This is a genomic window from Subsaxibacter sp. CAU 1640 (genome assembly GCF_023156585.1).
Lineage (GTDB): Bacteria > Bacteroidota > Bacteroidia > Flavobacteriales > Flavobacteriaceae > JBPOFM01.
Genome location: NZ_JALNMI010000004.1, coordinates 54,780 through 80,902 on the forward strand (window position 1 = coordinate 54,780; position 26,123 = coordinate 80,902).

Consider the following 26,123-nt stretch of genomic DNA (forward strand, 5'->3'; position numbering starts at 1 on the left):
TTCTTGATAAAACTATCTTAAAATACTATACTCTTCTTGCCAAATATACTATTTTGGCATAGTTTTTAGTTTTATTCGAAAGTATATAGAAAGCCCGAGATTTTATGCGATTGATTTTCCCCCTCATCACTATTCTTTTAGTCACTTTAAACTCTTTTTCACAAGGGAATGATAACCCTTTAGCCACAAATGATGCTGCCAAACAAACCAAATGGGTCGATAGCATCTACAACAGTATGAGCCTTGAGGAAAAGGTGGGCCAACTGTTTATGGTACAGGTGTATTCTCAAAAGAAAAACCTCGATAAAAATAAGATAGTCAATCAGATACTCAACCAAAAAATTGGGGGCATCATTTACACGGTTGGCGACCCCGAAAGTCAAGCATTGTTGAACAATGAGTTGCAAGCCGCATCAAAAATTCCCTTACTGATTGGTATGGATGCCGAATGGGGTTTGAGTATGCGTTTAGAATCGACTTATGCGTTTCCTTGGAATATGACGCTCGGTGCCATTAGCGACAATAAATTGGTTGAAGAAACAGGGCGTTACATTGGCGAGCACTGCAAAAGGTTAGGAGTGCATTTTAACTTTGCGCCAGATGTGGATATCAATACCAATCCGAAAAATCCTATCATTGGTAATCGATCGTTTGGGGAAGATAGAGATAACGTCACTGAAAAAGCTTCGGCTTTTATGAAAGGTATGCAGTCTGCTGGAGTGTTGGCAAGTGCAAAGCATTTTCCTGGTCACGGCGATACGGATAGTGATTCTCACAAATCCTTGCCGACAATTAATTTCAATGAAAAACGTATTGACTCCATTGAGTTATATCCTTACAAACGTCTCATTAAAGAAGGACTTTCCAGTGTGATGGTAGCGCATCTCAATGTACCAAGTTTAGAGCCGCGTAATGGTGTGCCTTCATCGTTGTCAAAAACCATCATTCAAGATATTTTGAAACAACGTCTTCAATTTAAAGGCTTGATTTTTACTGATGCTTTGGGAATGAAAGGTGTTTCTACTTATAGCAGTTCGGCAGATGTTGATTTGGCTGCGTTTTTGGCTGGTAATGACGTGTTGCTGATGTCTGAAGATCCAGAAAAAGGTGTTGCAAAGTTAATTGAGGCTTACAATGCCAAAGAAATTACTGAAGAGCGTCTGGCACATTCTGTCAAAAAAATATTGATGGCGAAGTATAAAGTTGGCCTGAATAAGTACAGTCCAATTGGTACTGCCAACTTGGTTAAAGATTTGAATCGTTTAAAAGATGATTTGCTGTACGAAGAATTGATGGAAAACGCCATCACTGTGACACGCAACAAAAAAGAAATTCTACCATTGCGTCATTTGGAAACAAAAAAGATAGCATACGTAAAGTTTGGAGACGATACTGGTTCGGCGTTTTATGACGAGTTAAAAAAATATACAAAAGTTCACGAGATTTCTGGTAGTTCATTGGAAGAACTTCTTTCAAAGCTAGAAAACTATAATACGGTTATCATTGGCTTGCACAAATCGAATGCAAATCCTTGGAAAGACTATAAGTTTACAGATCAAGAATTGGTTTGGTTGTATGAAATTGCAAGAACCAACACAGTCATTCTAGATGTCTTTGCAAGACCTTATGCGTTGAACGATTTAAAAAGCATCGAAAATATTGAAGGTATCGTGATGAGCTATCAAAACAGTGAGATTGCGCAACGCAAGTCGGCACAATTGATTTTTGGTGCCATTGCAGCCAAAGGTCATTTGCCTGTTTCAACCGGAGAGAATTTTAAGGTGAAAGATGGTATCACTTATAATGCCATTCAATCGTTGAGTTATGGGTTGCCAGAGCGCGTGGGTATGAGTTCTGAAAAACTGAAGAAACTCGATTCAATGGCATTGTTGGCTATCGACCATAAAACCACGCCAGGATTGCAATTGTTGGTCGCTCGTAAGGGTAAAGTAGTTTACAATAAAACCTTCGGAAAACACACTTATGATGACAAAGAACCTGTAAAGCCTGAAGATATTTATGACGTCGCATCACTGACCAAAATCTTGGCAACCTTACCATTATTGATGGAATTGGAAGAGAAAAATGCTGTGACACTCGACACTAAATTGTCCAAGATGCTTCCGGAGTACGCTACTTCAAACAAAAAGAATATCACCATAAAAGAGATGTTATCTCATTATGCGCGACTACGTCCTTGGGAGCCTTTTTATGTAAAAACTTTAGATTCAGCAAAAAAGCCAAGTGCTAAATATTATCGACGCAAGTCAAGCCCAATGTACAGTGTTAAAGTGGCTGATGAAATTTACTTAAGACACGATTATCCCGACACCATTCAAAAAATCATTAGGGATAGCGATCTCCTTCCGACGCTTCGTTATAAATACAGTGATTTCCCTTATTTCATTTTGAAGAAATATATTGAGGAGTATTATGACAAAACCTTGGACGAATTGGTGCAAGACCGTTTTTATCAATCGCTTGGCGCCAATCATACAATGTACAATCCTGCGCCGACCTTTAGTGATGAAAACATTGTTCCTACTGAAGTGGACAATTATTACCGTTATCAAACCATCAGAGGGTATGTGCACGATATGGGTGCAGCGATGCAAAATGGTGTAGGAGGGCACGCTGGTATTTTCAGTAATGCCAATGATGTCGCGAAGATTATGCAAATGTATCTACAAAAAGGCTATTATGGTGGCAAACGCTATCTAAAGACGGAAACAATTGATAAGTTCAATACGTGCTACTATTGTAGTAAAGGAGTAAGGCGAGGCATTGGTTTTGATAAGCCCCAACCTAGTGGCGATGGCCCAACTTGTGGCTGTGTTTCGATGGACAGCTTTGGTCATACGGGCTTTACAGGAACGATGGCTTGGGCTGATCCTGATAAGGAAATTGTGTATGTCTTTTTATCCAACAGAACTTATCCTGATGCCAATAACAATGCCTTGTTAAAAGAAGGCATAAGAACTGAAATTCAACGTCTGATTTACGAAGCGATTATCGAGTAAGTACTTTTACAATCTAACGTCTAACAACTAACATCTAACCACTAAAACATGAAAATAGGAATCGTATGTTACCCAACCTTTGGAGGCAGTGGCGTCGTCGCTACCGAACTTGGTTTGGCACTCTCAAAACGAGGTCATGAAATCCATTTTATTACCTACAGCCAGCCGGTGCGCTTGGATTTATTGGGCAATAACGTACATTACCACGAAGTCAACGTACCAGAATATCCACTGTTTCTTTACCAGCCGTATGAGTTGGCTTTGAGTAGTAAGTTGGTAGATATGGTAAAGCTGCACGGCATTGAGATTTTACATGTGCATTACGCTATTCCGCATGCCTATGCGGCCTATATGGCAAAAAAGATGTTGCAGGAAGAAGGTATTTATGTGCCGATTGTCACCACCTTGCACGGTACGGACATAACCCTTGTAGGTAGCCATCCATTTTACAAACCTGCGGTGACCTTTAGCATCAACAAATCGGATGCGGTGACGTCTGTTTCTGAAAGTTTAAAGGAGGATACTTTACGTTTATTCGATATCAAAAATCAAATAGATGTCATTCCTAATTTCATTGATTTGAGCAAATACAAAACGCATTTCACCGACTGCCAACGCGAACTTATGGCAAGGGAAAGTGAAAAAATCATCACACACATCAGTAACTTCAGAAAGGTAAAACAAATACCAGATGTTGTGAATGTGTTTTACGAAATACAAAAACAAATGCCAGCCAAACTGATGATGGTAGGTGAGGGCCCAGAAAAGGCAGGGGCAGAGCAACTGTGCAAAAAGCTCGGCATTGCAGATAAAGTAGTCTTCTTTGGTAACAGTAATGAGATTGATAAAATTTTATGCTTTAGTGATTTGTTCTTGTTGCCATCACTCACTGAAAGTTTTGGTTTGGCAGCCTTGGAAGCTATGGCATCTGGCGTACCAGTGATTTCAAGCAATACAGGAGGCATCCCTGAAGTAAATATTGAGGGCGTTTCAGGATTCTTAAGCGATGTAAATGATGTGGAAGATATGGCCAAAAATGCCATCCATATCTTATCAGACAATGAACGTTTGAAAGAATTCAAGGCCAATGCCAAACAGGAAGCTAAAAAGTTTGACATCCATAACATCGTGCCGCAGTACGAAGCTTTGTATGAAAGGACGTTGAAGTCTTGTAGTAAGTTTGTGTAATTTTTGGTGCTCCATATAAAAAGATAACACCTATCTTTAAAGTCAATTGAACCATCAACAATGAATCACATCCTCACCCTTCTTATCACTCTCTTAAGCATCAGTAGCTTTGCTCAAGAGCAGGAGTACAGTCTTGAGTATGTTACTGCCGTGCTAGATTCCATAAAGATTGCCGACATCAAAGAACCTTGCGACTGCTCTGACGGTATGGAAAAAATTGCCGATATCATGGTCAAAAGTATGGAGGGTTACACCTCTCGGCAACAGATTATGAGTGATACTCTTGGCGTCAAAATTGTAAACATCACCACCATAAAAACCCAACAGGTGGCCAAGCGTTGCCAAGGCGAACTGCGCCTAACAGACAACGATATCTACGACTGCGAGAGCTTTAAACTATTGGAAGAAAAATCCAAAGTGCTTAATAGGAAGTTTGGTAATTAAATCATCCCCAACTACTGTCGTCATTATTTTCCCATCAATCTTCTTGACTCATAAGGATATACTCAAAAAAAACCTTACATTGTACATCAATCAACCTGATTAAGTTAAGATACCTTATGAGAAATCTATCAACTCTAGTTGCGCTATGTTTGTGTGTTGTAAAAGGCATAAGTCAAGAAAATGTCATCATCAATGGCTTAAATAACCCTTTGGGTATTGCTGTGAATGGTGATGAACTGTTCATCTGCGAACATCACACCACAGCGAGTATGGGTTCCATATCAAAAATAAATCTTACAGACGCTAGCCCTGTAGCCGCACAATTGATAACAGGTCTCACTTACCCTCGCGCTGTGGCAATGGTAGGAGATGAGTTGTACTACGCAACAAATTATCTATCAAAATTCAATATTAATGATGCAACACCCACACCTCAACAAATAATGCCTGTCTACCCACCGCGTGCCTTGTTTTTGGTGGGTAATTATTTATATGTATCGGGCGAAACCAGCATCCATAGACTAGATGTTACGGCCAGTACACCTGTGCTTACCACAGTGATAAGTGGCTTAACCTCTCGCACATTGGCATTTGCTTTAGATGGTGACGAACTTTATTTTGCCTATTCTAATAGGGTATCAAAGTTTAATGTCACAGATGCCAATCCAGTGGAAGAAGTCGTAATTTCTAATCTAGAAGGTAACGTTTATGCTCTAGCCATTTATGATCAGAAATTATTTATTGGCATGTCTTTGATACCAAAGATTGTAACACTAGATGTGGAGAATGGTGCATCGCAGGTAGAATTTTTTATGACACCCACTGTGGGCAACACAGTAAATTTCCTGGTCATTGGTGATGATCTTTATGTGGCAGGCGGTACAGGTAACAGTATCTATAAAATTGAAGATTTGCCAACCCTATTAAGTGTAGAAGAATCGCAACCTTTTATGGCAACCAAAGTGTATCCCAACCCTACAGACGATATAGTTCAGTTAATGGGATTGACAGAAAGTTGCAACTATGACATTGTAAATACCCTTGGCACCAAGGTAAAGCAAGGTCTCCTAGATAGAAATGGTACACTCGATATCAATCAGCTCTCGGCAGGCATTTATTATTTAAGACTAAAGGGTGCCTCACTCAAAGCACAGACCTTTAAAATAGTAAAGAAGTAGAATTTGTGAAGCTATTCAAATAGATTCCTATCCACAATAGCGATACTCTTTACTATCGCTCATATATTAACAGCTATGAAAGACGGATTTTTTAAAATGGAATGGTTGATAGAATTGATTCAAAAACAAGAGTCTGAAAGAACGGATTGGATTGAGCAATTGAAAGCGACTGAACCACAACATAGGGTGAAGCAAGCCTATATATCGTTTATAAAATTTACCTCCGATGATTTTGATGAGAATATAGAACTATCACATTCTACAGAAGGAACTATTGTTTTAGATGTTTTAAAAGATGGGCGAATAGGAGGTATCGAATTTTTAAAATACGTTCCCCATTATTAACTATCAACCATCAACTATCCACTAAAAACCACTTCCTCGCGTTTTTCCCTCTTTCCAACCCTGCCTTTTTCCATCAATTTCGCCCTTAAAAAGGTATCTTACTGGGAAAAATGACACTACAAATGTTAAATTTTTAAGCATTTCAACGATTATATTTTAAGGAACTGAAGATGCTTCAACAGGCAGATTCTTCAATCCTGTCGTGGGGTTTGTCATCATTTTTGATACACTTTATCGTCATAATTTGCATATAATCGGATATATCTGCACTTTATCCGATGTTTTTCGTATTTCCCAACTCGCTATATTTACCAAAAAATCGGACCACGAAAAACCGGTTTAAAAAATTAACCTAAATCTAAAAAAGATGAAAACCAAAAAAACATCAGAAGCAACAGAAACCTCTTTCGAGGACATCAAACAAGGAATTAATATTACTAATGAAGCTGCGTTGGCTGCTATAGCAGAACGGAACAATGCTGCTGAAAAACGACCTGCAACACGCCTAGGCGAGAATGATGAACAACCTATTAAGTCTGCAAAGAAAGACCGCAGCATTGCGGCTACGGTGGACAATGGTAAAAAGTTTAATGCGAATATTGCCACCTTTGTACCACAATGGTTGTCCAATAATGCGTTGATAGTGTTGGAGAGTCTGCTAGCGATAGTTGTACTGGCAGGAGAGTTGGTAACCAATGTGAATGATAAAGTTGTAATGCACGGTAACCTTTTGAAGGTGCGTTTTATGCTTTTTAATAACATTGATGCGTTTGGAACGCGAGTTTTAAATGAGTTGAAGGCGAGTGGTGCGCCAAGCACTACCATAGTGCGTGCCAACCATATCATCTTAAAGATGCGTGGGAAACGTATTATTGCCATTGACCCTAATGAGACTGATGAAAAACACATCAGTGCGTGCCAAACGACGTTTGTAAACCAACTGGAACATTTTAATGAGCTGATAACGCTAGTGAGCACTGTACCGAGCTATAACCCTGTGGTTGCTGAATTGCAGTTGGCCGCTTTAAAATTACGTGCTACAGAAATGCTAGAAGCCCTTGAGAATGCGGAAGTGAGCCAAGCGGAACTGACTGCTGCAAGACGTGAGCGCAACAAATGTTTTAATGAGGAAACCGTAGGACTGGTAGATCGTTTTCAAACGGCGAAAGCTTCGGCGAAGGCGGTGTATGGTACAACGAGTGCGGAGTTTAAGTCTATTAAAGGATTGGAGTTTAGAAGGATTGAGGAGTAAAAGCCCCCTCTAACTTCCCCAAAGGGGGAGGATTAAATTGAAGTTGAAATTGAAACCACAGCTCTTTAAAAAGGGTTGTGGTTTTTTTGTTTTTTTGTCTTGCTGAATTTAATTTGGCGTTCAGGCTCACTGGCGAATAACAAAACCCTAAAAACAACACCAAAAAGTGCAGATATCCCGACAATGAAAGGTTAAAAACACTATTTTAGTGCAGATATAACAAGTTACCCAACATTTGAATGAAAGCCCGAAAAAGAATTGAAAATACTGAAGTACTTGAGTTTCTAAAACCTGATTTACTCGCTGAAATAAAACCATATTTTGGACTTGGAGGTTTTAACTTTAATCAAAATATTAAGGACTTTGAACAAAATTGGACTTACTCATATTTTGAAAAAGAAATACCAAACGGATTGAATTTTAAACTTGACGAAAATTACTTTTACTTAAGTGTTAACACCAGAAATAATGAGATTCACTTTGATATAGATTTGTTTACTGGAAAATTAAGCTCTATAATTTGTGGTAAAGGTTATAAAGGCAAATTAGATATTGGAGTCGGAATTGGAAGTTCAGTTAAAGAAGCATTAAAAAAGGACAAAAGTTTAGGATATAACTTGGATACTGATTGGATTGACAGAACTCCTTTCGATGGTTTAATAATTCATGTTCCACAGAAATTGCAAGCGGAATGTTGGGATTGTGCTTCCAGAGGAATTGAACTACCTGATTTCGAAATTGAACATATTGAATTAATTGATTTAGATTTCGCTAAAAAATTCTACGAAGGAGAACTTTATTTTGAATAAAAAAACGTTGGGTAACACCGTGTATAATTCATTGCTTCGGATTTTTCCTCTGGAAAATCCTCGCCTTCCCTTAATTTGTTTCTTTTTTCCATATCTTTTCTCTAATTTAACGCAACGAAATCATGCACAAACACGTTACCTGCAATTGAATGAAAAGCGGAATAATCATATTAACTATACTTCTTTGCGGATTGACGCAAAATTTTCAATCGGATTCTAAAAAGGAAACCAAGTATATACTGAAAGGCAAATTAATAAACGGTTTTGACGGACTTACACCTCTGTGCGGAATTTCGGCTTGGGCTACGGTTCTTGAATTTGAGATAATTGAATTTTCTGATTCGGAATATATAGACAAAACAATACCTATTATTTTTACTTGTCCAAATTCAAAAAGCAACAAACAATTTAAAGTCGGAAAAACTTATGAGTTGATTTTGACTGACAAAAATCCGTCTAAATTTGAATGGACAATGCTTGAATCAAAAAGAGAGATTCTGAATCAATATGAATTGAATAAAGAGTATTGGTTTGTAGAAAATAAAAACAGCAGGTAACACCGTATATAAGCTATGGCTTGGTCAGTCCATACATGGAAAATCCTTGAGGTTTTTATCTGCAACTGAACCGAAGATTTTACGAGGCTAATTTCTTCATTGGTTTCATTTTTTCTTTTTAACGAATAAACACTCCTTTTGTCGGTTTTGTAAAAGGGTGGTGTAGGAGTGGTTGAAATATTTGGTATGTTTGAGATACTCTCCCTAGTAATTTTAATAGAATAGCGCATAGCATTTCAATATGGTTGTTTCATTGGAAGTGTTACAGTGAATAATAAACTAATTAGCTATAATTTATGAAGTCCAAACTTACCATTAAGAAATTCAAACGAATTTATGACGAAATACAATTCACAAATTTTGCTTTTATCAATTATTTTACTGGTGAAAATAGTAGTGGTAAAACTAGTGTTTTGAATGCAATTTCATTTTTAATGGATGGTAGTAATTCAAAACATTTTTTTAGTTCTGTAAGTAAAGTTGAGCTTATAATTAACGGTAAAATTCAAAATTTGATATGGAATGAAAAAAATCCAAACAGAGTTGAGCATCAAGGAGAATTACAACCACTTATTTTTTATTTAGTATCAAATGTAGAACAGGAAAAAGGCGCGAATAATTTAGGCGGCCATGGAAAGTTTGATGAAAATATTTCCATTCATGACCAAAAAAGTACTAATGATTTTAATGAATTCATGAAAGAATTTAATTTAGAAGAGGTAACTCCAAAAAAGTTTGTTAATCAAAGTGATCCATTTGACCAAGACACTGGAAAATTAATCTTCGAAACTGGAAAAGGAAATATTAATCCGCACATGTTAGCCGATGGTCTTAAAGTCCTATTTAATTTTAAAAAAAGGTTGAAAATTTGGTTTGATGCGATTAAATCAAATGATAGAATTTCTATTTTAATAATTGAAGAACCAGAAACAAATCTTCATCCCAAATTACAAAAACAAATTCCAGAAATGTTAAATAATCTCTATGAAAATTTAGACATTAAGGTAAGGGATAGAACTTTTTTTTTCATTTCAACTCATAGTCCATTTATCATCAGTAGCTCTGCAAGATACGCTAACCAAAAAGTCTATCCTTTACAAAACGGTAAGCCGTTATTAATTGACTTCTCAAAATTAACATATAGTGAGACGGACGTGAGCGAAGGTTACGAAGGTTCACAATGTGCTTTTGTAGTTGGTCAAATGTTAGGCGCTGAAATTACTGACTTAGGATACCCGGAAAATTATGTGATATTAGAAGAGCACTCTCTTCAAGTAATACTAGATAATTTAAGAAATAAAGGAATTATCAAAAATATTCAGTTTGTATCTGCTTCAGGTATTTCCAAATCAATTGATCTCGCCGAGACCGTTTACGAGCTTGAGAAGATAAATACTCTTATAAAATGTAATCCTTATTATTTTGATAAATATTGCATTATTATAGACCATTTGGATCCGAACATTGATTCTAAATTATCGAAACGAATTCTATCATTGGGTAATAGAATTGGCCAGAGATTCGTTCAGCTTTCCAAACATTCTATTGAGGAGTATTATTCAAATATTGATCCGCAATTATATAACGAATATAAAAAAGAAATTGGCGCATCAAGCGCGAGTTCAGTTGGCAATATAAAGGCGAAATACGCGATTAAGATTGCCAATCTATTATCTAATGCAAATGATTTTTCAAAATTATTTATGAATGAGTTAGACTTTTTATTGTAAAACTATAGCTAACAACGTGTGTATTTCAAAGCCTTCGCTATCGCACAATTCCTACCGTGTAATATCAATCCAAGATTGCAAACTCCCCAAAACCCTCCTTAAAAAAAATAAATCCCATCCAATCAAATAATTGCTTAAATTAGAGAATGAAATCTCTACTGGCATTTTTGATTTTTTTAGCAGTTGTTAATTCGGCAAATGCTCAAGACACCTGCGCAAGCATTAAAATCACCATTTCAGAATTTGACGAATTGATAAAAGGCTATGAGCAAGACTCTATCAACTTCACGCAAGACATTGCAAAATATTCAAAGCTAAAGGGCAAATCTAATCGCGAAAAGTACAATAAAGCAGTAGAATTTCTAGACATTGCCAAAAAAATCCAACTTTGGGCCATAGAGGGCAAAAAACAATGGCTGGCCAAATTAGAAAATTGCTCTGAAGCTAAAAATTGAAATAAATCTTAATAGCACAGATTTTCAATCCTTCAAATTTTATATCTTCGGAATACATAGAAACTAAATCATACACAAACTGCTATATGAAAAAAACATTTGCTATAGCATTAATAATTTTGAACAATTTTGCTTTCAGCCAATCTCATAATTGTAATACAGATAATAATATCTTAAAAATTTATGAGTTTGTTCAACTCAATTTGGATTCTATAAAAAGCTATACAAAAAATGACATCATTAAAGTTTCAATTGATTTTAAAGATGCATTTGTAGAAAACACCTCCTATTCTGTTGTCAATACCACTCAAGACAGTGTTTCGCAAAAAACAAATCAAATTACAGTTTGGAAACAACTGGATACTTACATTAAGGAAACATATAAATTTTGTCCTAGTTTAGATTTTGAATCGGAAGAAAATCTATTAACTAACGTATCTATAATAATTCCTTTGAAGGAAGATTTCTTGGAAAACGTAATTGAAGATTCAAAAAATACCAACTATACAAATTATCTGATTGAAAATTTTAAAAAAATCAATGTCAATAATAAGTTCATAGTGAAGGTCAAAAAATTAAACTTGGGCGCAGAAAACAAAACAGCTATTATCAAGAGTGAACTTAATTATTACAATTCAGATATTATTCAAATTGCGCCGAATTACTATCTTCTTTTTAGTGTGGCATGCACCTCTGAAAACGGGATACCTTACAACGAATTAAAATACAAACTGTACAAAACTAGAGCTATAAATAAGTCTGATTTAATATTAAAAGACGACGTCAGAATAGACGATAATGGAATCGCAGAATTATTCTTTGAACAGAAAAACAAAATAAACGGAGAGACCATTAATGAATATGAACTAGATATTGAAATAATATTTGAATGAATACTTTAGCTAAAACCATATATGAGCTATGCCTTGGTCAGTGAAAATCCTTGCGGGTTCATCCGTAACAAAACCAGAGCCAAAACGTTGTCAGTAATTTAAATGAACCTCAAACTAAACATATTAACCCTTCTTATTTGTGGATTTTACGGATTTACACAAAATAATGATGAATTGGATTCAAACTATGGCTGCTTGGAATCTAAAGTCTATCTAAAAACAGAAATTCAAGAAAAACCTAAACGAATACTATTCTTTAAAACTCGACTTAAAAAGGTAAAAACTATTGACAGAATCTTGGACGCGGACTCAAATATTGTGCTGGAGAGAATTACCAAATCAATTGGACATGGAGACGCTTGGGAAATTAAGTCTTTTAACCGACTAAAAATTGAGAATAATAAAATAGTTGAATACCAATTAACCAATAAACCTGATTACGGAAAAGCTATTTTTTACAACAAATGCGGACTGAAAATTGCAGAGAAAAAATTAGACGCGAATCTTGTAATGGAGAAATTTATGTTTGAATAAAAAACTACTGCCAACACCGTATAAAAAAAATTGCTAGTTTTAGCTAAACCAAAGTTAGTTGCTCGTTTGCTAGCTTCCGATTTCCTTTCGGAAAATCCTCGCACACAAACACGCAACTTTCCATACACAAACACGTTAGGTGTCATTTGAAATGAACGCAGAAACAAAAAGGAACATAAGAGATAGATGGATAGAATCGCTTTTTGAAATTGCTCATTTGGAATTTCAAAATAGGCTTTGGCTTAAATCTGAATATGAAAATTCAATTGGAGATTATAACGAGTGTGTTTGCGGATATTTTGACGATTTGGATTTAGATAATGGATATTCTGACTTTATTGCAAATGGAATAATATCGGAATCGGAATATAAAATTGTAACGGAATTACACTCTGAATTTAGAAAATATACAGAGCGGACTGAAAAGCAGAATTTATCAGACAAAAATATCCTTAAAGATGTGGAATGGATAAATATTACAAACATCGGATTAAAAACGTGGACTAAATTAAAAAGGAAAACGGAATCAATTCGCGATAAAGAATTAATAACTGAATTGGAAAATAAATATCTAAAAGAAAAAAACGCCACCTAACAAAGAACTGAGTTAAAAAACAAATCTTTTTAAGCTAATCTTGACACAAAGTTTTCGTCGTACGGCAATCCGCTCTTTGCAATGGCGAAGGCCTGCTTGAGCAACTTGTTTGCCACGGCTATCAATGCCAGTTTTTTACTTTTGCCCTTTGCCACTATCCGTTCGTAGATCGCCCTGCAGGCCCTGTTGTGCTTGCAGGCCGAAAAGGCACACATAAACAACAGGTTCCGCAATTTCCTGTTGCCCACCTTGCTGATCCTGCTCTTGCCCCTTACACTGCTGCCGGACTGCCTTATGGTGGGCGTGATGCCCACATAGCTGCACAGCTGCGAAGCGCTTTCGAACTTGCTGAACCCGTCGGTGATGACTATCAGGAACAGCGCCGTTTTCACGCCCATTCCGGGAATGCCCTTGAGCAGGGTCAACTGATGTTGCTGGTCGCGTTTCACCAGTTCCAGCAGCCTCGACTCCAGCCCTTCCAGTTCTGTGTCCAGGTGCTTCAGGTTGCGCTTGAGCGAGCGGTACACGGCCTTAACGGGAATGCCAAGTGTCTCCTCTCCGTGGAGCTTGTTCTTGGTCTGCGTGCGCATCTTCACATAGCTGTCCAGAAGCCTGAAGAGCTGCAGGCACTCTGCCTGTACCTCCGTAAGGGCACTGTACATGGGCACCTGGTTTACCCGTGCGTACTCACATATAGCCTTGGCATCGCTCTTGTCGGTCTTTACCTTGGCCAGTTTCATCTGTATGAAGCGCTTTACCGAGAGTGGGTTCACCACCGAGACCGCAACACCTTTGCCATATAGGTGCTGGGCAAGCCTGTAATGGTAATAGCCGGTCGCCTCCATGACCACCAGAGAGTGTTCTGGCAAGTGTTTCAACAGTTTCCTGAACCCTTTCTCATCGTTGGCAAACTGCAAATGGCCCGAACCCTCGCTGTAGACATCAAATACCTTCTTGCTGATGTCAATACCGTAAATTTCTTTATCTTTATTCATAAGAACTGAATTTGGAAAGGACAATCTACTTACACATCAACATCTTAAAATCGAGATCAACGTCTCACAGAACTGAACGATATTTAAGTAGAAAAGAGAGGGGATTATCAATGTTGACGAACTTGAATGTTCTACGGCTATAGTAACCTTATTCCTCTCTTTTGTTCTTTCTGATTATCTAATAAATTTAATGATTTGTAAACTTAAGACGGCTATAGTTCATTGCGGCGGAATTTCCTATCGTAAATTCCTGCGTATTTGCTAACTTTGGTTTACGGCGGAATAGTTCTGGCGAACCATTCCGCAACGAAACCATAGCCAAAACCGTTACAAGCAAGCTAAACCAATCTATGAGTGAAAGTATATTATTTGATATTTTAAAGAAATCTAAAGACAATAAGGAAATAATCGGAATTTGGAAATACAATGACGATGACGGATTTTGGGCTGGATATGTAAAAGATTATAATGAAGAATTAGTTACAATCCAACACTACACCAAATATGGAAAATCTGACGGAATTATTGTTGAGCGAATCGAAAATATAAAAAGTGTTGACTTTGACGATGATTATGCAAAAGCAATGCAATGTTTGATTGACTATTCATCGGAATTGGATAAAGACGAAAAATTCGAATTGGAATTAAACGACGACGAGGAATGGCAAACGGGAATATTAAAACAACTCGTAGGAACTGACCAAATTGCTCGTTTGGAAATTAATGGCTCGGACTATTTTTCTGGATTCATCACCAAACTGTCTGAATCGGACTTGATTCTTCATTGCGTTGGTAAAATGGGAGAAGACGAAGGAACAGTAATTTACCGAATTGAAGATGTGACTGCTGTACGAGTTAATGACATTGAAAATCGGAAAAGAGTAATGCTGTTTAAATGGAGAAAAGCCAGCTTGTAACAATGTATAACCGCAATTTGCTTCGCCAGTCGCTACGCTCTAGTCGGTGGATTCTACTTTTTCCGACACGAGCACGAAGTGCGAACTGGCGAAGACAAATCGAGCTTGCGAGATTCAGCGTAGCTAATCCACTCGCAGTTTGCTGCGCCGAACCTAAAGGTTTGCTAACGTCAGTTCTAAACCGAAAAACATTATCTTTAATCCCGTAACTGACGGTTATACGAGACCGTTAGCTGTAATTAAGATGAACGAACTAAATCAAATCGAGAAAATAAAAATCAAGCTTGAGAAAGTTAGAATTTTAGATTTAGAATTTCAAGAATTTGGTGCAAGTTCTCACAAATATCAAATTAACAAACCAGCTACTGAAAAAGAAGTTGAGAAATTCGAAATTAAATATGGGATTGAACTTCCAAAAGGTTACAAACAATTTTTATTAGAAGTTGGAAATGGTGGTTTAGAATATGAAGAGAACGGAAATCTTAAACCTGCTGCTGGACCATATTACGGAATATTTGAATTATTTGATAGCGCAGAAATATTTACTGAATCCTACGCTTTAAGACAAGAAGTTTTTTTCAACTCAAATATAACAGAAAGTTATTGGAGAAGTATTACTTGGGATAAATTTGATTTAATATCAGATGAGGAATTTGATCAGTTGTATAATAAACTCCTTTCTGGAATTATGATTATCGGCTATGGTGGTTGTTCTAACTATCAAGGTTTAATTTTAAATGGAAAAGATAAAGGTAAAGTTATATATGTTTACGATGAAATAGAATACAAACCACATATAGCTGATGAAGGTTATTTTCTAGATTGGTATGAATCTTGGCTTGATAAAATAATAGAAAAAAATAAAACTACAGCTAACAATGTATAACCGCAATTACGGCGGATTCGACTGCGTCCGACACGAGCACGAAGTGCGAACTGGCGAAGCAAAGTCCTCACAAATTGTATATCTTCGGTTCACGGCACACATGAGCACTAAATGCGAACTGCAAGGGCAATTTTCAACCACATCGAGGATTCAGCGACGCTAAACCATAGCCCAGACCGTTAGAATAAATACTGATCACCAAATTGATTCACAATAAAAATGAAATTTTGATTTACACCCTATGAATAAAACTCTACCATGAGATCAGACACTATTGACAAAATTTTGTTAAATCCAATCAGCCGGTTTATAAATAATTCAACCACAAGTGGCATTGTATTATTTGCCACTGCCGTAATAGCACTGATTCTGGCCAACTCTCCTTTACAAAATGCTTATCATCAGTTTTGGGAGCACACTTTTTCAATAGGGTTTGATGAATATGTAGTGTCTAAATCTTTACACCATTGGATCAATGATGGGCTTATGTCTATTTTCTTTTTTGTGATAGGGCTAGAGCTCAAAAAGGAAATAATGATGGGTGAACTTTCAAAACCTAAAAATGCTGTTTTACCTATTTGTGCAGGGTTGGGGGGAATGGCAGTTCCGGCATTATTATATTTAATGCTCAATCCATCAGGAGAAACTTCTGCCGGATGGGGAGTACCAATGGCCACTGACATTGCATTTGCTCTTGGGATACTCTACATGTTAGGTGATAGAGTTCCTGTATCGTTAAAAGTATTTTTGACAGTACTATCTATTGTTGATGACCTAGGTGCAGTGCTGGTAATTGCCCTTTTTTATACATCAGACATTTCTTTGACGAGCTTATTATTTGGACTGGGTTTTCTTGTTGTTCTTATTGGTGCTAATTTATTAGGAGTACGCAGCGTGATTTTTTATGGAATAGTAGGAATTGGTGGTTTGTGGATGGCTTTTTTACTTTCGGGCGTTCATGCCACTGTTGCAGGGATCTTGGCAGCCCTTACTATTCCGGCAAACGTAAAGATCGAAGACAAAAAATTTGTGATAAAAATGAATGCCCTTACCAATGATTTTGAAAGGAGTACACCTAATAATGTTTCGCTTCTCTCCTACGAACAGCTGCACATTGTGGATAGGATAAGGTTTTATTCAAAAGCTGCGTTAACTCCCCTTCAGCGACTAGAGCACTCTATGGCACCGTTTGTGGCTTTTGTAGTGATGCCAATTTTTGCACTTGCCAACGCAGGCATAACTTTTTCTGGAGATTTTGCCCAAAACTTGTTTAGCAATGTTAGCCTGGGGGTAATAATGGGCCTTATACTAGGAAAGTTTATGGGAATTGTTACGATTTCAAAAATATTGGTCAAGCTAAAATTGGCCGTGCTTCCTGTTGGATTTCAATGGCGACACATTTATGGAACAGCTATGCTAGCAGGTGTTGGATTTACCATGTCCTTATTTATTACGGACCTTGCATTTATAGATTCGGCATATATTCTTCAAGCCAAAATAGGAATTTTTGTAGCTTCTCTGTTTTGTGGTATTGGTGGTTATTTAACATTGCGAAAAGCCCAAACATGATAGATGCGCATGAATGAACCTAATTAAGGGCAAAGCCACTAACATTGTATAAGCGTAATGCGGGGTTAAGTGGTGGAATTAAACAGTTGAGATTTTGATACAAATCTGTACAAATTGAAAATAGAGTGCTTTGAAACCCATACTACGCTTATACTTGACTGTTAGACAGCATTTGGAAATACAATTTGCAAGTTTAAGAACTTCACATTACAAATCAACCCTTTGAGGATTATATAACTCGATTTCTCTTTCAAAGTAAACTTCTTCTTTTTCGTTTGGCTTATTTAACACGTCGCAATAGTAAACTTTTCGAGCAAAAAGCCTAACTTTTAAAGGCTTTCTTGGATTAATTTTTGTGCAGACTATGTCTCCTGATTTAAATACATTTTCCATAATAAATTTTAATCATTTTTTACCGTTACGCAAAGCATTTTAAATGGCTGGTTTGCTTCAATTGAACTTTCTGTATATCCAGGGATAAGTATTGAATCACCTTTCTGCAAAAAAGTTGAGTTATTATTAATGACTACCTCTGCTTTGCCTTCTGCTATATACATAAACCTAGAAAAAGGGGACTTTTTAAAGGCTTGAACTTTTCCAAAATCAAAAAGTAGATATTGAATGACAACAGCATTTCTTATCAATATATTTTTAACTACAATATCATTTGAGTTATAACCTAGGATATTTGAAAGATTAAATGAAATTGCTTCTTCGAAATCTTCATTGTTCATTCCCATCACTATTCTGAATTTTGCTTTAACTTCCGCTTTAAAACTTTAGCAGCTCTTTTTTCTTTTACTGTTGTTGCCGCTGGTGTTTTATCATTTTTTTTCTTTCCCTTATTTTCTTTTGACATCTTATTCTAAATTTTTTGATTAGTGAATAAGATACCACTAATAGCAGCTAGCTAGTTACATTAACAAAAGTATAAGTTGTAGATATCACAGATTATTTGACAAGGTTAGGATATCAGTCAATTATGTAAACATAGATTAATAGGCTGTAAACTTGATGGAAATAATAGTCTCAACTTTGTAGAAACAATAAAAAAATTATATTATGAACCATTTACAGATTAATGACGCCATAACCTTAAAAGAAAAGGGTACTAAACCAAATAAACAGGCACAACTTAAAACTCTTTTAAAACCAATAATTCAAAAAATTAGGTTTGCTATTAAGGATAAGCCGATACATTTAAACTTGGCTAAAAATGGAAGAAGTCAGATAAAATTTATACGAAAAATAAAACCCATGAAATGGGAATAAAAAAAGCAGACTTTTAAGTCTGCTTCTTAAAGCCAAATAAATTAATATTTGGTCTTCCCTAATTGATTAATAGCATTACAAAGATGGTTGTCAATGACCATAATTTCGTTACATAGTAAATACCTTTAGTTACAGATATTACTGATTTATAAATTTTTAATAAAAAAAGAGCAGATTATAATAAACTGCTCTTTTAATAAACTTTGGTTTTAATTAGACTGGTTTGATTTTGTAACTGTTGTGTAGTTTGATTTTAAAATCCCAACCACTTCGTCACGGCCTTTGTCAAGCTTATTCTCTAAACGTTTTATCAAATCTAATTCTTTACCGCTCTCAAATTTTACATCTTCTGATGTAAGCTTTGGAAACTTTTCTTTTAATGCTTTGGATTGTTTGTCCCAATCACCACTAAATTTAAACATTTCACTAGACTTTCTTTCACCTTCTTTGTTCTTGGTTTCCATAATTATGTATTTAACGTACTGCTTACTTGCATTACTAATACAAAGATGAGGACTTATGTCTTAATGTCTGTTACACAAGTAGTTTATAAGATTACACATCTTACAGATTTTCTAGATTACTTTTCCTTTTTTGACCAATTTTTTTGTAGTAAGAAGGAGTGTGACCAGTAATCTTTTTAAATTGGTTGGATAAATGAGCGACACTACTGTAATTTAATTTATAAGCAATTTCGGTAAGATTGAGTTGGTTATAAAGAATCAATTCTTTTGCTTTTTCTATTTTGTGCTTAATTATAAAATGCTGAATTGTAATGCCTTTAACTTCAGAAAATAGATTTGATAAATAAGTATAATCATAGTCTAATTTTTCAGCAATGTAATCTGAATTATTAAGCTTTGGAATCTCTTCAGAATAATGAATCATATCTATAATGACATTTTTTATCCTATCTACAAGAATACTTTTGTTATCATCCATTAGTTCTAAACCAGATTTTGCCAAATTAGATTTTAGCACATTCAGAAGTTCCTCGTTAATTTCTTCTTTTGTCTCAACCATACCTAATTCAATATTGGTGTGATATAGCCCAAGCTTTTCAAGTTCATTTTTAACCATAAGCTTACATCTTAAACTCACCATATATTTAATATAGATTTTCATATCGAAATGAATCAATTAAAGGATTGAACTAAAGATAGGTTATAATTTATGATTAATACTAAAACTGAAAACTCATTTGAATAAAAACGTTGCCTAACAAAGCATTTAATTTCAATAAAAAATTGTGGACAAAACGGATATTACTCATGTCTAACATGAGGCAACTTACTAGAATCCGGTCTGCAAAGTCTCAGACCATAAAACATTAACCCCAAACAAAAAAAATCTTCAATAAAAAATAAAAAGTCATTTCCCTAGTGCGTTTCGTCAAAATTGTAGTGTGTTTTGTAAAAATTCGTTTGCGTGTTGGAAAAATCGAGGTGAGGGTTGTGAAAATCGAAATGCGTGTTGTCAAAATTTAAATATTTTTAGTCAAAACTCAAATACGTAATGTCAAAACGCGAGTGCGAATTGTCAAAATGGATGTGAGCGTTGTCAAAATCCGTTTGTATTTTGTCACAGGGCTTGTGTGTGAACAAACTGCTTAATTATCAAGTGTTTGCAAAATACGTTGTGATGGTGTTTTGGTGCTTTGTATTGGGAATGTTGCCGTATTTAATGCTATTATCCAATCAATCATCATTTTAAAACCCCACAAAAAAAGCCCCCTTTTCAGGAGGCTTCTTAATAGCTGTATAGACAGTGTTTTTTTATTAAAATTGATATCTGATACCTATCCCGATATCAAAATCAAGATTATCATCTCTATAATCGCTGTCGCCTAGTCCAAATTCTGGTCTAAAATCTAACGAAATCATCAATGGGATGTCAAAATTATATTCAATACCTATATCACCAGCAAGGAACAAATAGGTATAATCGTCATCAAAACGGTCGTTGCCCACGCGGTAGTTATAGCTATAAGACGCAAGACCGGCACCAGGACCTACATACCAGTTAAAACCGCCGTCAATGTTCCAAACCCAGTGGTACAGACCGGCAAGCTTAAACCCGTCGTAGTTTTTTCCGTTGCGAAACCCTAGGTCAAACTCCAGTCGGTTGTTGTTGCTGCCCACGGCACGCTGGTACGACACCTCCGCACCAAAACCGTCGCTGTCTCCAAGGCGAAGACCTATGGCATTATCTGCAATTTCTTGCGCTGATACTAAAGCTGTAAAGCCAAAAAAGGCCATTGCTATCAATACTAGTTTTTTCATAATTTTTCGTTTTTAAGTTTTAACAAAAATACTTTTTTAACATTTTCGTATGAAGAAATATAACGTCAAAATTCTGTTAAAATTGAATCCTTTGGTTTAATTTTAGCACAAACTTACTGTCTAACGCTTGCACTTTTTAGCTTGAACACTACAAATGTTAACTCATTACTCGACCAATTGGCCACAAAGCTAAAGGGGACGCTGCATTACGATGCGCTCACTACCGCCATTTACGCTACAGATGCCTCCGTGTATCGACGGCTTCCGCTTGCGGTGGCGTATCCCAAGGATGCGGGTGACATTAAACTGCTCATACAGTTTGCGAAGCAGCACGGCACGGCGCTGATACCCAGAACTGCTGGCACTTCGCTGGCTGGTCAGTGTGTAGGCGAGGGCATTGTGGTAGATGTGTCCAAACATTTTACGAAGATTCTCGATGTGAATGAGCGCGCCAAGACCGTGACGGTGCAACCTGGCGTGGTGCGAGATGCGCTGAATAATTATTTGAAACCTTTCGGATTGTTCTTTTCGCCGAATACCTCTACGTCGAACAGATGTATGATTGGCGGAATGGTGGGCAATAATTCGTCTGGCACAACCTCTATTCAATATGGTGTTACGAGGGATAAAGTGCTGGAGTTACAGACCATTTTGAGTGATGGAAGCGACGCCACCTTTAAAGCAATGTCTAAAGAAGAGTTTCTTAAGAAGACAGAAGAACGCACGCTCGAAGGACATATCTATAAAACGATTTATAATGAATTATCTCCGAAAGAGGTTCAGCAACAGATAAGAGACAATTTCCCAAAGCCTGAAATCCATCGTCGCAATACGGGCTACGCCATTGATGAACTATTGAAGTATGATGTGTTTGATGGCGGCCTCGACGGCTTTAATATGTGTCAACTGTTATCTGGCAGCGAGGGAACATTGGCATTTACGATGCAAATCACCTTGCAACTCGATGATCTCCAATCCAAGGAAAGCTTGATGGTGGCAGCGCATTTTAATAGCATTGAAGACTGTTTGAATAGTGTGGCACTGGTGATGCAGCACAATCTCTATACCTGCGAGATGATGGACAAGACTATCCTCGATTGTACCAAGCACAACAAAACCCAACAACAGAACAGACAGTTCATAGTAGGCGATCCGCAAGCTATTTTGATGTGCGAAGTGCGCAGCAATAGCCTTGTAGATGTTCAAACGCAGGCTGAAGCATTGATAAAGACTATTGAAACGTCCCGTTTGAGTTACGCAATGCCTGTACTCGAGGGCGATGAAATCGATAAAGCGATTGAATTGCGAAAAGCAGGTCTTGGATTACTTGGGAATATCATTGGTGATACCAAATCGGCTGCTTGTATTGAAGACACGGCTGTCGCGCTACCTGATCTTGCCAATTATATCAGTGATTTCACCCGTTTGATGGATGGTCACGGACAGAAAGCCATTTACTATGCGCACGCTGGCGCTGGAGAATTGCATTTGAGGCCTATTCTCAATTTAAAAACCGAACAGGGCGTTGCCGATTTTAGGACGATTACGACTGACGTTGCGAAATTGGTGAAGAAATACCAAGGTTCTTTGAGTGGCGAACACGGTGATGGTATTGTGAGAGGCGAATTTATTCCGATGATGATAGGAGAGGAGAACTATCAATTGTTAAGACGCATCAAGACAGCGTTTGATCCCGACAATCTATTTAATCCAGGAAAAATAGTCGATGCCTATGCTATGGATGAAGCACTGCGCTATATTCCCAATCGTGAAGAACCGGACATCGAAACGCTGCTGGATTTCTCCGCTTCCCTAGGTATTTTAAGAGAAGCCGAAAAATGCAACGGTTCAGGTGATTGTAGAAAGTTACCTGAATTTGGTGGTACAATGTGCCCAAGTTACCGCGCCACACGAAATGAAAAAGATACCACACGCGCACGAGCCAATGCGTTAAGGGAGTTTTTGACCAATTCTGATCAAAAGAATAAATTCAACCATAAAGAATTAAAGGAGGTGTTTGATCTTTGTTTGAGTTGCAAAGCTTGCGCCAGCGAATGTCCAAGCAGTGTGGATGTCGCGAGTCTCAAGGCCGAGTTTCAGTACCAATATCAAAAGGAAAACGGTGTTGGTTTTAGAACCAAACTCTTTGCCAATAATAACAAATGGAATCGTTTGGGAAGCAAGGTTCCGCAACTCACGAATTTCTTTTTTAGGAACGGTTTGACGTCTTCCATTATTAAATCTTCCTTGGGAATTTCTAAAAATAGAAGCCTGCCATTGATTTCAAATAAAAGTTTAGATAGATTCATTCAAGAACAAACAAATCAAGAAGTTAATCAAGATTATATCAAAACAGTTTATCTCTTCAATGATGAGTTTACTAACCTGTTGGATACACCCATTGGAATCGACACGATTGAACTGTTACGAGCTTTAAATTATGAAGTAAAGTTCACAAAACATCAAGAATCTGGCAGGGCATTTCTATCCAAAGGCTTGCTTGAAGAAGCCAAAAAACTCGCCAATGAAAACGTTGCCATTTTCAAGGATTTGATTTCAAAAGATACACCGTTGATTGGTATAGAACCATCAGCCGTTTTAACCTTTACGGATGAATATCTTAAGTTGGCTGATGATAAAACGGCGGCAGAGCACATCGCCAACCATACCTTTCTGATCGAAGAATTCCTTCAACAGGAAATTAAATTGGGAAACATTTCTTCTGAACAATTCACCAAAGACTCCAAAACCATCAAGTTTCACGGGCATTGCCATCAAAAGGCATTGAGAAATCAATCCAGTAGTTTCGATGTGCTGAATCTTCCCGAGAATTACAAAGTCACGATCATTCCGAGTGGCTGTTGTGGTATGGCAGGAAGTTTTGGCTACGAAAAAGAGCATTATGAGGTCAGTATGGCCATTGGTGAACAAACGTTATTTCCAGCTGTTAGGAATGCATCGACCGAGATTGTGATTGCTGCAAATGGCACAAGTTGTAGGCATCAAATCAAAGATGGTACGCAGCGAGACGCTTTGCATCCTGTCACGGTTTTAAGAAGGGCTTTGCTTTAATCTTTTTTGGGACCAACAATTGTTATGGCGGCAATCAGATCTTTTAATTCCACATCTTCCATCTCCTTGATGTCTTCATCAGCAAAGAATGGTGTGAGCTTATCGAAGTTGTAGTTATAGATTTTCCAACGTTTGAATTGGTATTCTAACGCGGTGAAGTTTTCAATCCAATCGCCAGAATTCAAATACGTGGTTTTACCGTTTTTATTCTCTTTCAGTAACATTTTCGGCTGATGTATGTGACCGCAAATCACATAATCATAACCGTTTTCAATCGCTAGGTCAGACGCCACCTCTTCAAAGTCGTTGATATACTTCACTGCAGATTTGACGCTGTTCTTTATCTTTTTCGAAAGGGAATATTTCTCTTTTCCCATCCCTTCAAGACACCAGTTGACCATTCGGTTCAAAAGAATCAAGATGTCATAGCCATAGCCACCTAACTTTGCAAGCCATTTGGCATTCTGAATAGAAACATCAAACACATCACCGTGAAAGAACCACGCCTTTTTACCATCAATCTCCAACACTTTCTTATCGACGATCGAGATATTACCAATGACCGTTCCGCTAAACTTACGAAGCATTTCATCATGGTTTCCGGTGATGTAGATGATCTCAACACCTTCCGAAGCCATATCAATGATCTTCTTGAGCACACGAAGATGCGATTTTGGAAAGTAACGCTTACTGAATTGCCAGATATCGACAATGTCGCCATTCAAAATCAGCTTTTTCGGTTGAATGCTATTAAGGTAGGTAAGGAGCTGTTTGGCGTGACACCCATAAGTTCCGAGATGGACATCGGAGATAACAGCTATTTCTACTTTACGTTTTAGTTTCAAGAGGTTAAGATTCTGCCACAAAGAACAGACTTTAAGGTTACCTAAACTTTAATCTCTAATTAATTATATATGAGTATTTTGTTACCAAATTGTTACCTTGGGAGTGCGAAGAGCAACTGAAATGTGTTCAAAAATGGATTTTTCTATGTCCTTTAATACCGTTACATTAGCGTAAAATACTTTTTATGGCAGGAAATACCTTCGGAACCTTGTTCAAACTGACTACTTTTGGTGAATCTCACGGACCAGCTATAGGTGGCGTCATTGATGGATGTCCTTCAGGAATTAAATTGGATATGGATGCCATTCAAAATGAACTCAAACGAAGAAAACCAGGCCAGTCGGAGATTGTCACGCAACGAAAAGAACCAGATACTGTTGAATTTCTTTCAGGTATTTTTGAAGGCAAAACCACAGGAACTCCCATTGGCTTTACGATAAAAAACACCAATCAAAAATCAAGAGACTATTCGCATATCAAAGACGTGTATCGACCTAGCCACGCGGATTATACCTATGAAAAGAAGTATGGTATTCGCGATTACAGAGGCGGAGGACGAAGTTCGGCACGTGAAACCGCTTGCAGAGTAGTTGCTGGTGCGATTGCAAAGCAAGTGTTGAAAGACATCACAATTACCGCTTATACATCTTCTGTGGGAGATTTGTTCTTGGAAAAACCTTATCAAGATTTAGATTTTACAAAGATTGAAAGCAATGATGTGCGTTGCCCTGATGAAGCGGTTGCCAATCAAATGATTCAAAAAATCAAGGCCATAAGAAAAGAAGGCGATACGATAGGAGGAACTGTCACTTGTGTTATTCAAAATGTGCCTGTCGGATTAGGTGAACCTGTGTTTGATAAGCTGCACGCCGAACTGGGGAAAGCAATGCTATCCATCAACGCCGTCAAAGGGTTTGAGTATGGCAGTGGTTTTTGTGGTGCGAAGATGAAGGGAAGCGAGCACAATGACCTTTTCAATGCAGATGGCAGTACGAAAAGTAATTTGTCGGGAGGTATTCAAGGCGGCATCAGCAATGGAATGGATATTTATTTTCGAGTTGCTTTTAAACCTGTGGCGACCATCATTCAAAAGCAAGATGCTTTAGACAACCAAGGAAATATTGTTGAGATGCAAGGCAAAGGACGCCACGATCCTTGTGTGGTACCACGAGCTGTGCCTATTGTGGAAGCGATGGCTGCTTTGGTTTTGGCTGATTATCAACTCTTGCAAAAGCACGAGTCTAACAGATAGATTCAATAAAGAATTATAAATAAGGAGATTCC

At 37.2% G+C, this 26,123-nt stretch carries 26 protein-coding genes; 19 read left to right on the forward strand and 7 right to left on the reverse strand.

Going from position 1 to position 26,123, the window contains the following annotated elements; all coding sequences use genetic code 11:
• The first annotated feature begins 104 nt into the window (after positions 1 to 104).
• The 13 genes from M0G43_RS10105 to M0G43_RS10165 all read left to right on the forward strand — a co-directional run bounded on the left by M0G43_RS10105 (position 105) and on the right by M0G43_RS10165 (position 13,000).
• On the forward strand, positions 105 to 3,020 hold the full coding sequence (locus M0G43_RS10105) for a glycoside hydrolase family 3 N-terminal domain-containing protein (protein WP_248025832.1): 2,916 nt from the start codon (positions 105 to 107) through the stop codon (positions 3,018 to 3,020).
• Between the two features lie 48 nt (positions 3,021 to 3,068).
• Positions 3,069 to 4,208: an N-acetyl-alpha-D-glucosaminyl L-malate synthase BshA gene (gene bshA, locus M0G43_RS10110; protein WP_248025836.1), complete on the forward strand. Its 1,140-nt coding sequence runs from the start codon at positions 3,069 to 3,071 to the stop codon at positions 4,206 to 4,208.
• 60 nt (positions 4,209 to 4,268) lie between these two features.
• A complete protein-coding gene (locus M0G43_RS10115) occupies positions 4,269 to 4,652 on the forward strand; it encodes a hypothetical protein (protein WP_248025837.1) in 384 nt (127 codons plus the stop codon).
• Between the two features lie 116 nt (positions 4,653 to 4,768).
• On the forward strand, positions 4,769 to 5,830 hold the full coding sequence (locus tag M0G43_RS10120; protein WP_248025838.1) for a T9SS type A sorting domain-containing protein: 1,062 nt from the start codon (positions 4,769 to 4,771) through the stop codon (positions 5,828 to 5,830).
• Between the two features lie 75 nt (positions 5,831 to 5,905).
• Entirely contained in the window at positions 5,906 to 6,175 is a 270-nt protein-coding gene (locus M0G43_RS10125; RefSeq protein ID WP_248025843.1) for a hypothetical protein, read from the forward strand.
• A gap of 367 nt (positions 6,176 to 6,542) precedes the next feature.
• The gene (locus tag M0G43_RS10130) at positions 6,543 to 7,427 is read left to right on the forward strand and encodes a hypothetical protein (protein WP_248025844.1); all 885 of its coding nucleotides are present in this window, start codon (positions 6,543 to 6,545) and stop codon (positions 7,425 to 7,427) included.
• 239 nt (positions 7,428 to 7,666) lie between these two features.
• Complete coding sequence (locus M0G43_RS10135; RefSeq protein WP_248025845.1) at positions 7,667 to 8,236, forward strand: SMP-30/gluconolactonase/LRE family protein; 570 nt, start codon at positions 7,667 to 7,669, stop codon at positions 8,234 to 8,236.
• 149 nt (positions 8,237 to 8,385) lie between these two features.
• On the forward strand, positions 8,386 to 8,793 hold the full coding sequence (locus tag M0G43_RS10140) for a hypothetical protein (RefSeq protein ID WP_248025846.1): 408 nt from the start codon (positions 8,386 to 8,388) through the stop codon (positions 8,791 to 8,793).
• A 296-nt stretch (positions 8,794 to 9,089) separates the two neighbouring features.
• On the forward strand, positions 9,090 to 10,523 hold the full coding sequence (locus M0G43_RS10145) for an AAA family ATPase (RefSeq protein ID WP_248025847.1): 1,434 nt from the start codon (positions 9,090 to 9,092) through the stop codon (positions 10,521 to 10,523).
• 146 nt (positions 10,524 to 10,669) lie between these two features.
• Positions 10,670 to 10,978, forward strand: a complete 309-nt coding sequence (locus M0G43_RS10150) for a hypothetical protein (protein ID WP_248025849.1) — start codon at positions 10,670 to 10,672, stop codon at positions 10,976 to 10,978.
• A gap of 86 nt (positions 10,979 to 11,064) precedes the next feature.
• Positions 11,065 to 11,871 (forward strand): hypothetical protein, encoded by an 807-nt coding sequence (locus M0G43_RS10155; RefSeq protein WP_248025852.1) that lies wholly within the window; start codon positions 11,065 to 11,067, stop codon positions 11,869 to 11,871.
• A gap of 102 nt (positions 11,872 to 11,973) precedes the next feature.
• Positions 11,974 to 12,405, forward strand: a complete 432-nt coding sequence (locus M0G43_RS10160; protein WP_248025855.1) for a hypothetical protein — start codon at positions 11,974 to 11,976, stop codon at positions 12,403 to 12,405.
• Between the two features lie 139 nt (positions 12,406 to 12,544).
• Positions 12,545 to 13,000, forward strand: coding sequence for a hypothetical protein (locus M0G43_RS10165; protein ID WP_248025857.1), 456 nt, complete (start codon positions 12,545 to 12,547; stop codon positions 12,998 to 13,000).
• A gap of 29 nt (positions 13,001 to 13,029) precedes the next feature.
• Here M0G43_RS10165 and M0G43_RS10170 read toward each other — a convergent pair whose 3' ends face one another.
• On the reverse strand, positions 13,030 to 13,995 hold the full coding sequence (locus M0G43_RS10170) for an IS110 family transposase (RefSeq protein ID WP_248025867.1): 966 nt from the start codon (positions 13,993 to 13,995) through the stop codon (positions 13,030 to 13,032).
• A gap of 350 nt (positions 13,996 to 14,345) precedes the next feature.
• On the opposite strand from M0G43_RS10170, the gene M0G43_RS10175 reads away from it, so the two are divergent.
• From M0G43_RS10175 to nhaA, 3 genes are all read left to right on the forward strand, one after another.
• Positions 14,346 to 14,912: a hypothetical protein gene (locus M0G43_RS10175; protein WP_248025869.1), complete on the forward strand. Its 567-nt coding sequence runs from the start codon at positions 14,346 to 14,348 to the stop codon at positions 14,910 to 14,912.
• A 244-nt stretch (positions 14,913 to 15,156) separates the two neighbouring features.
• On the forward strand, positions 15,157 to 15,798 hold the full coding sequence (locus M0G43_RS10180) for an SMI1/KNR4 family protein (protein ID WP_248025871.1): 642 nt from the start codon (positions 15,157 to 15,159) through the stop codon (positions 15,796 to 15,798).
• Between the two features lie 258 nt (positions 15,799 to 16,056).
• On the forward strand, positions 16,057 to 17,367 hold the full coding sequence (gene nhaA, locus M0G43_RS10185; protein WP_248025878.1) for a Na+/H+ antiporter NhaA: 1,311 nt from the start codon (positions 16,057 to 16,059) through the stop codon (positions 17,365 to 17,367).
• Positions 17,368 to 17,574: 207 nt separating this feature from the next.
• On the opposite strand, the gene M0G43_RS10190 is transcribed toward nhaA, so the two are convergent.
• Together M0G43_RS10190 and M0G43_RS10195 are read right to left on the reverse strand one after the other, a co-directional pair.
• The gene (locus M0G43_RS10190; RefSeq protein ID WP_248025880.1) at positions 17,575 to 17,760 is read right to left on the reverse strand and encodes a hypothetical protein; all 186 of its coding nucleotides are present in this window, start codon (positions 17,758 to 17,760) and stop codon (positions 17,575 to 17,577) included.
• 8 nt (positions 17,761 to 17,768) lie between these two features.
• Entirely contained in the window at positions 17,769 to 18,101 is a 333-nt protein-coding gene (locus tag M0G43_RS10195; RefSeq protein ID WP_248025882.1) for a hypothetical protein, read from the reverse strand.
• 328 nt (positions 18,102 to 18,429) lie between these two features.
• On the opposite strand from M0G43_RS10195, the gene M0G43_RS10200 reads away from it, so the two are divergent.
• The gene (locus M0G43_RS10200; protein ID WP_248025885.1) at positions 18,430 to 18,639 is read left to right on the forward strand and encodes a hypothetical protein; all 210 of its coding nucleotides are present in this window, start codon (positions 18,430 to 18,432) and stop codon (positions 18,637 to 18,639) included.
• Positions 18,640 to 18,848: 209 nt separating this feature from the next.
• On the opposite strand, the gene M0G43_RS10205 is transcribed toward M0G43_RS10200, so the two are convergent.
• From M0G43_RS10205 to M0G43_RS10215, 3 genes are all read right to left on the reverse strand, one after another.
• Complete coding sequence (locus M0G43_RS10205; RefSeq protein WP_248025887.1) at positions 18,849 to 19,103, reverse strand: hypothetical protein; 255 nt, start codon at positions 19,101 to 19,103, stop codon at positions 18,849 to 18,851.
• 100 nt (positions 19,104 to 19,203) lie between these two features.
• Positions 19,204 to 19,764 carry a helix-turn-helix domain-containing protein gene (locus M0G43_RS10210; protein ID WP_248025889.1) on the reverse strand — a complete coding sequence of 187 codons (561 nt, stop codon included), beginning with the start codon at positions 19,762 to 19,764 and terminating at the stop codon, positions 19,204 to 19,206.
• 653 nt (positions 19,765 to 20,417) lie between these two features.
• Complete coding sequence (locus M0G43_RS10215) at positions 20,418 to 20,921, reverse strand: hypothetical protein (protein WP_248025893.1); 504 nt, start codon at positions 20,919 to 20,921, stop codon at positions 20,418 to 20,420.
• Between the two features lie 141 nt (positions 20,922 to 21,062).
• Here M0G43_RS10215 and M0G43_RS10220 point away from each other — a divergent pair, with 141 nt between their 5' ends.
• The gene (locus M0G43_RS10220) at positions 21,063 to 23,993 is read left to right on the forward strand and encodes an FAD-binding and (Fe-S)-binding domain-containing protein (RefSeq protein WP_248025897.1); all 2,931 of its coding nucleotides are present in this window, start codon (positions 21,063 to 21,065) and stop codon (positions 23,991 to 23,993) included.
• Here the strand turns inward: M0G43_RS10220 and M0G43_RS10225 are convergent.
• On the reverse strand, positions 23,990 to 24,838 hold the full coding sequence (locus M0G43_RS10225) for a UDP-2,3-diacylglucosamine diphosphatase (protein ID WP_248025900.1): 849 nt from the start codon (positions 24,836 to 24,838) through the stop codon (positions 23,990 to 23,992). The genes M0G43_RS10220 and M0G43_RS10225 overlap by 4 nt on opposite strands.
• A gap of 185 nt (positions 24,839 to 25,023) precedes the next feature.
• Here M0G43_RS10225 and aroC point away from each other — a divergent pair, with 185 nt between their 5' ends.
• On the forward strand, positions 25,024 to 26,091 hold the full coding sequence (gene aroC / locus M0G43_RS10230; protein WP_248025903.1) for a chorismate synthase: 1,068 nt from the start codon (positions 25,024 to 25,026) through the stop codon (positions 26,089 to 26,091).
• Positions 26,092 to 26,123: the final 32 nt, after the last annotated feature.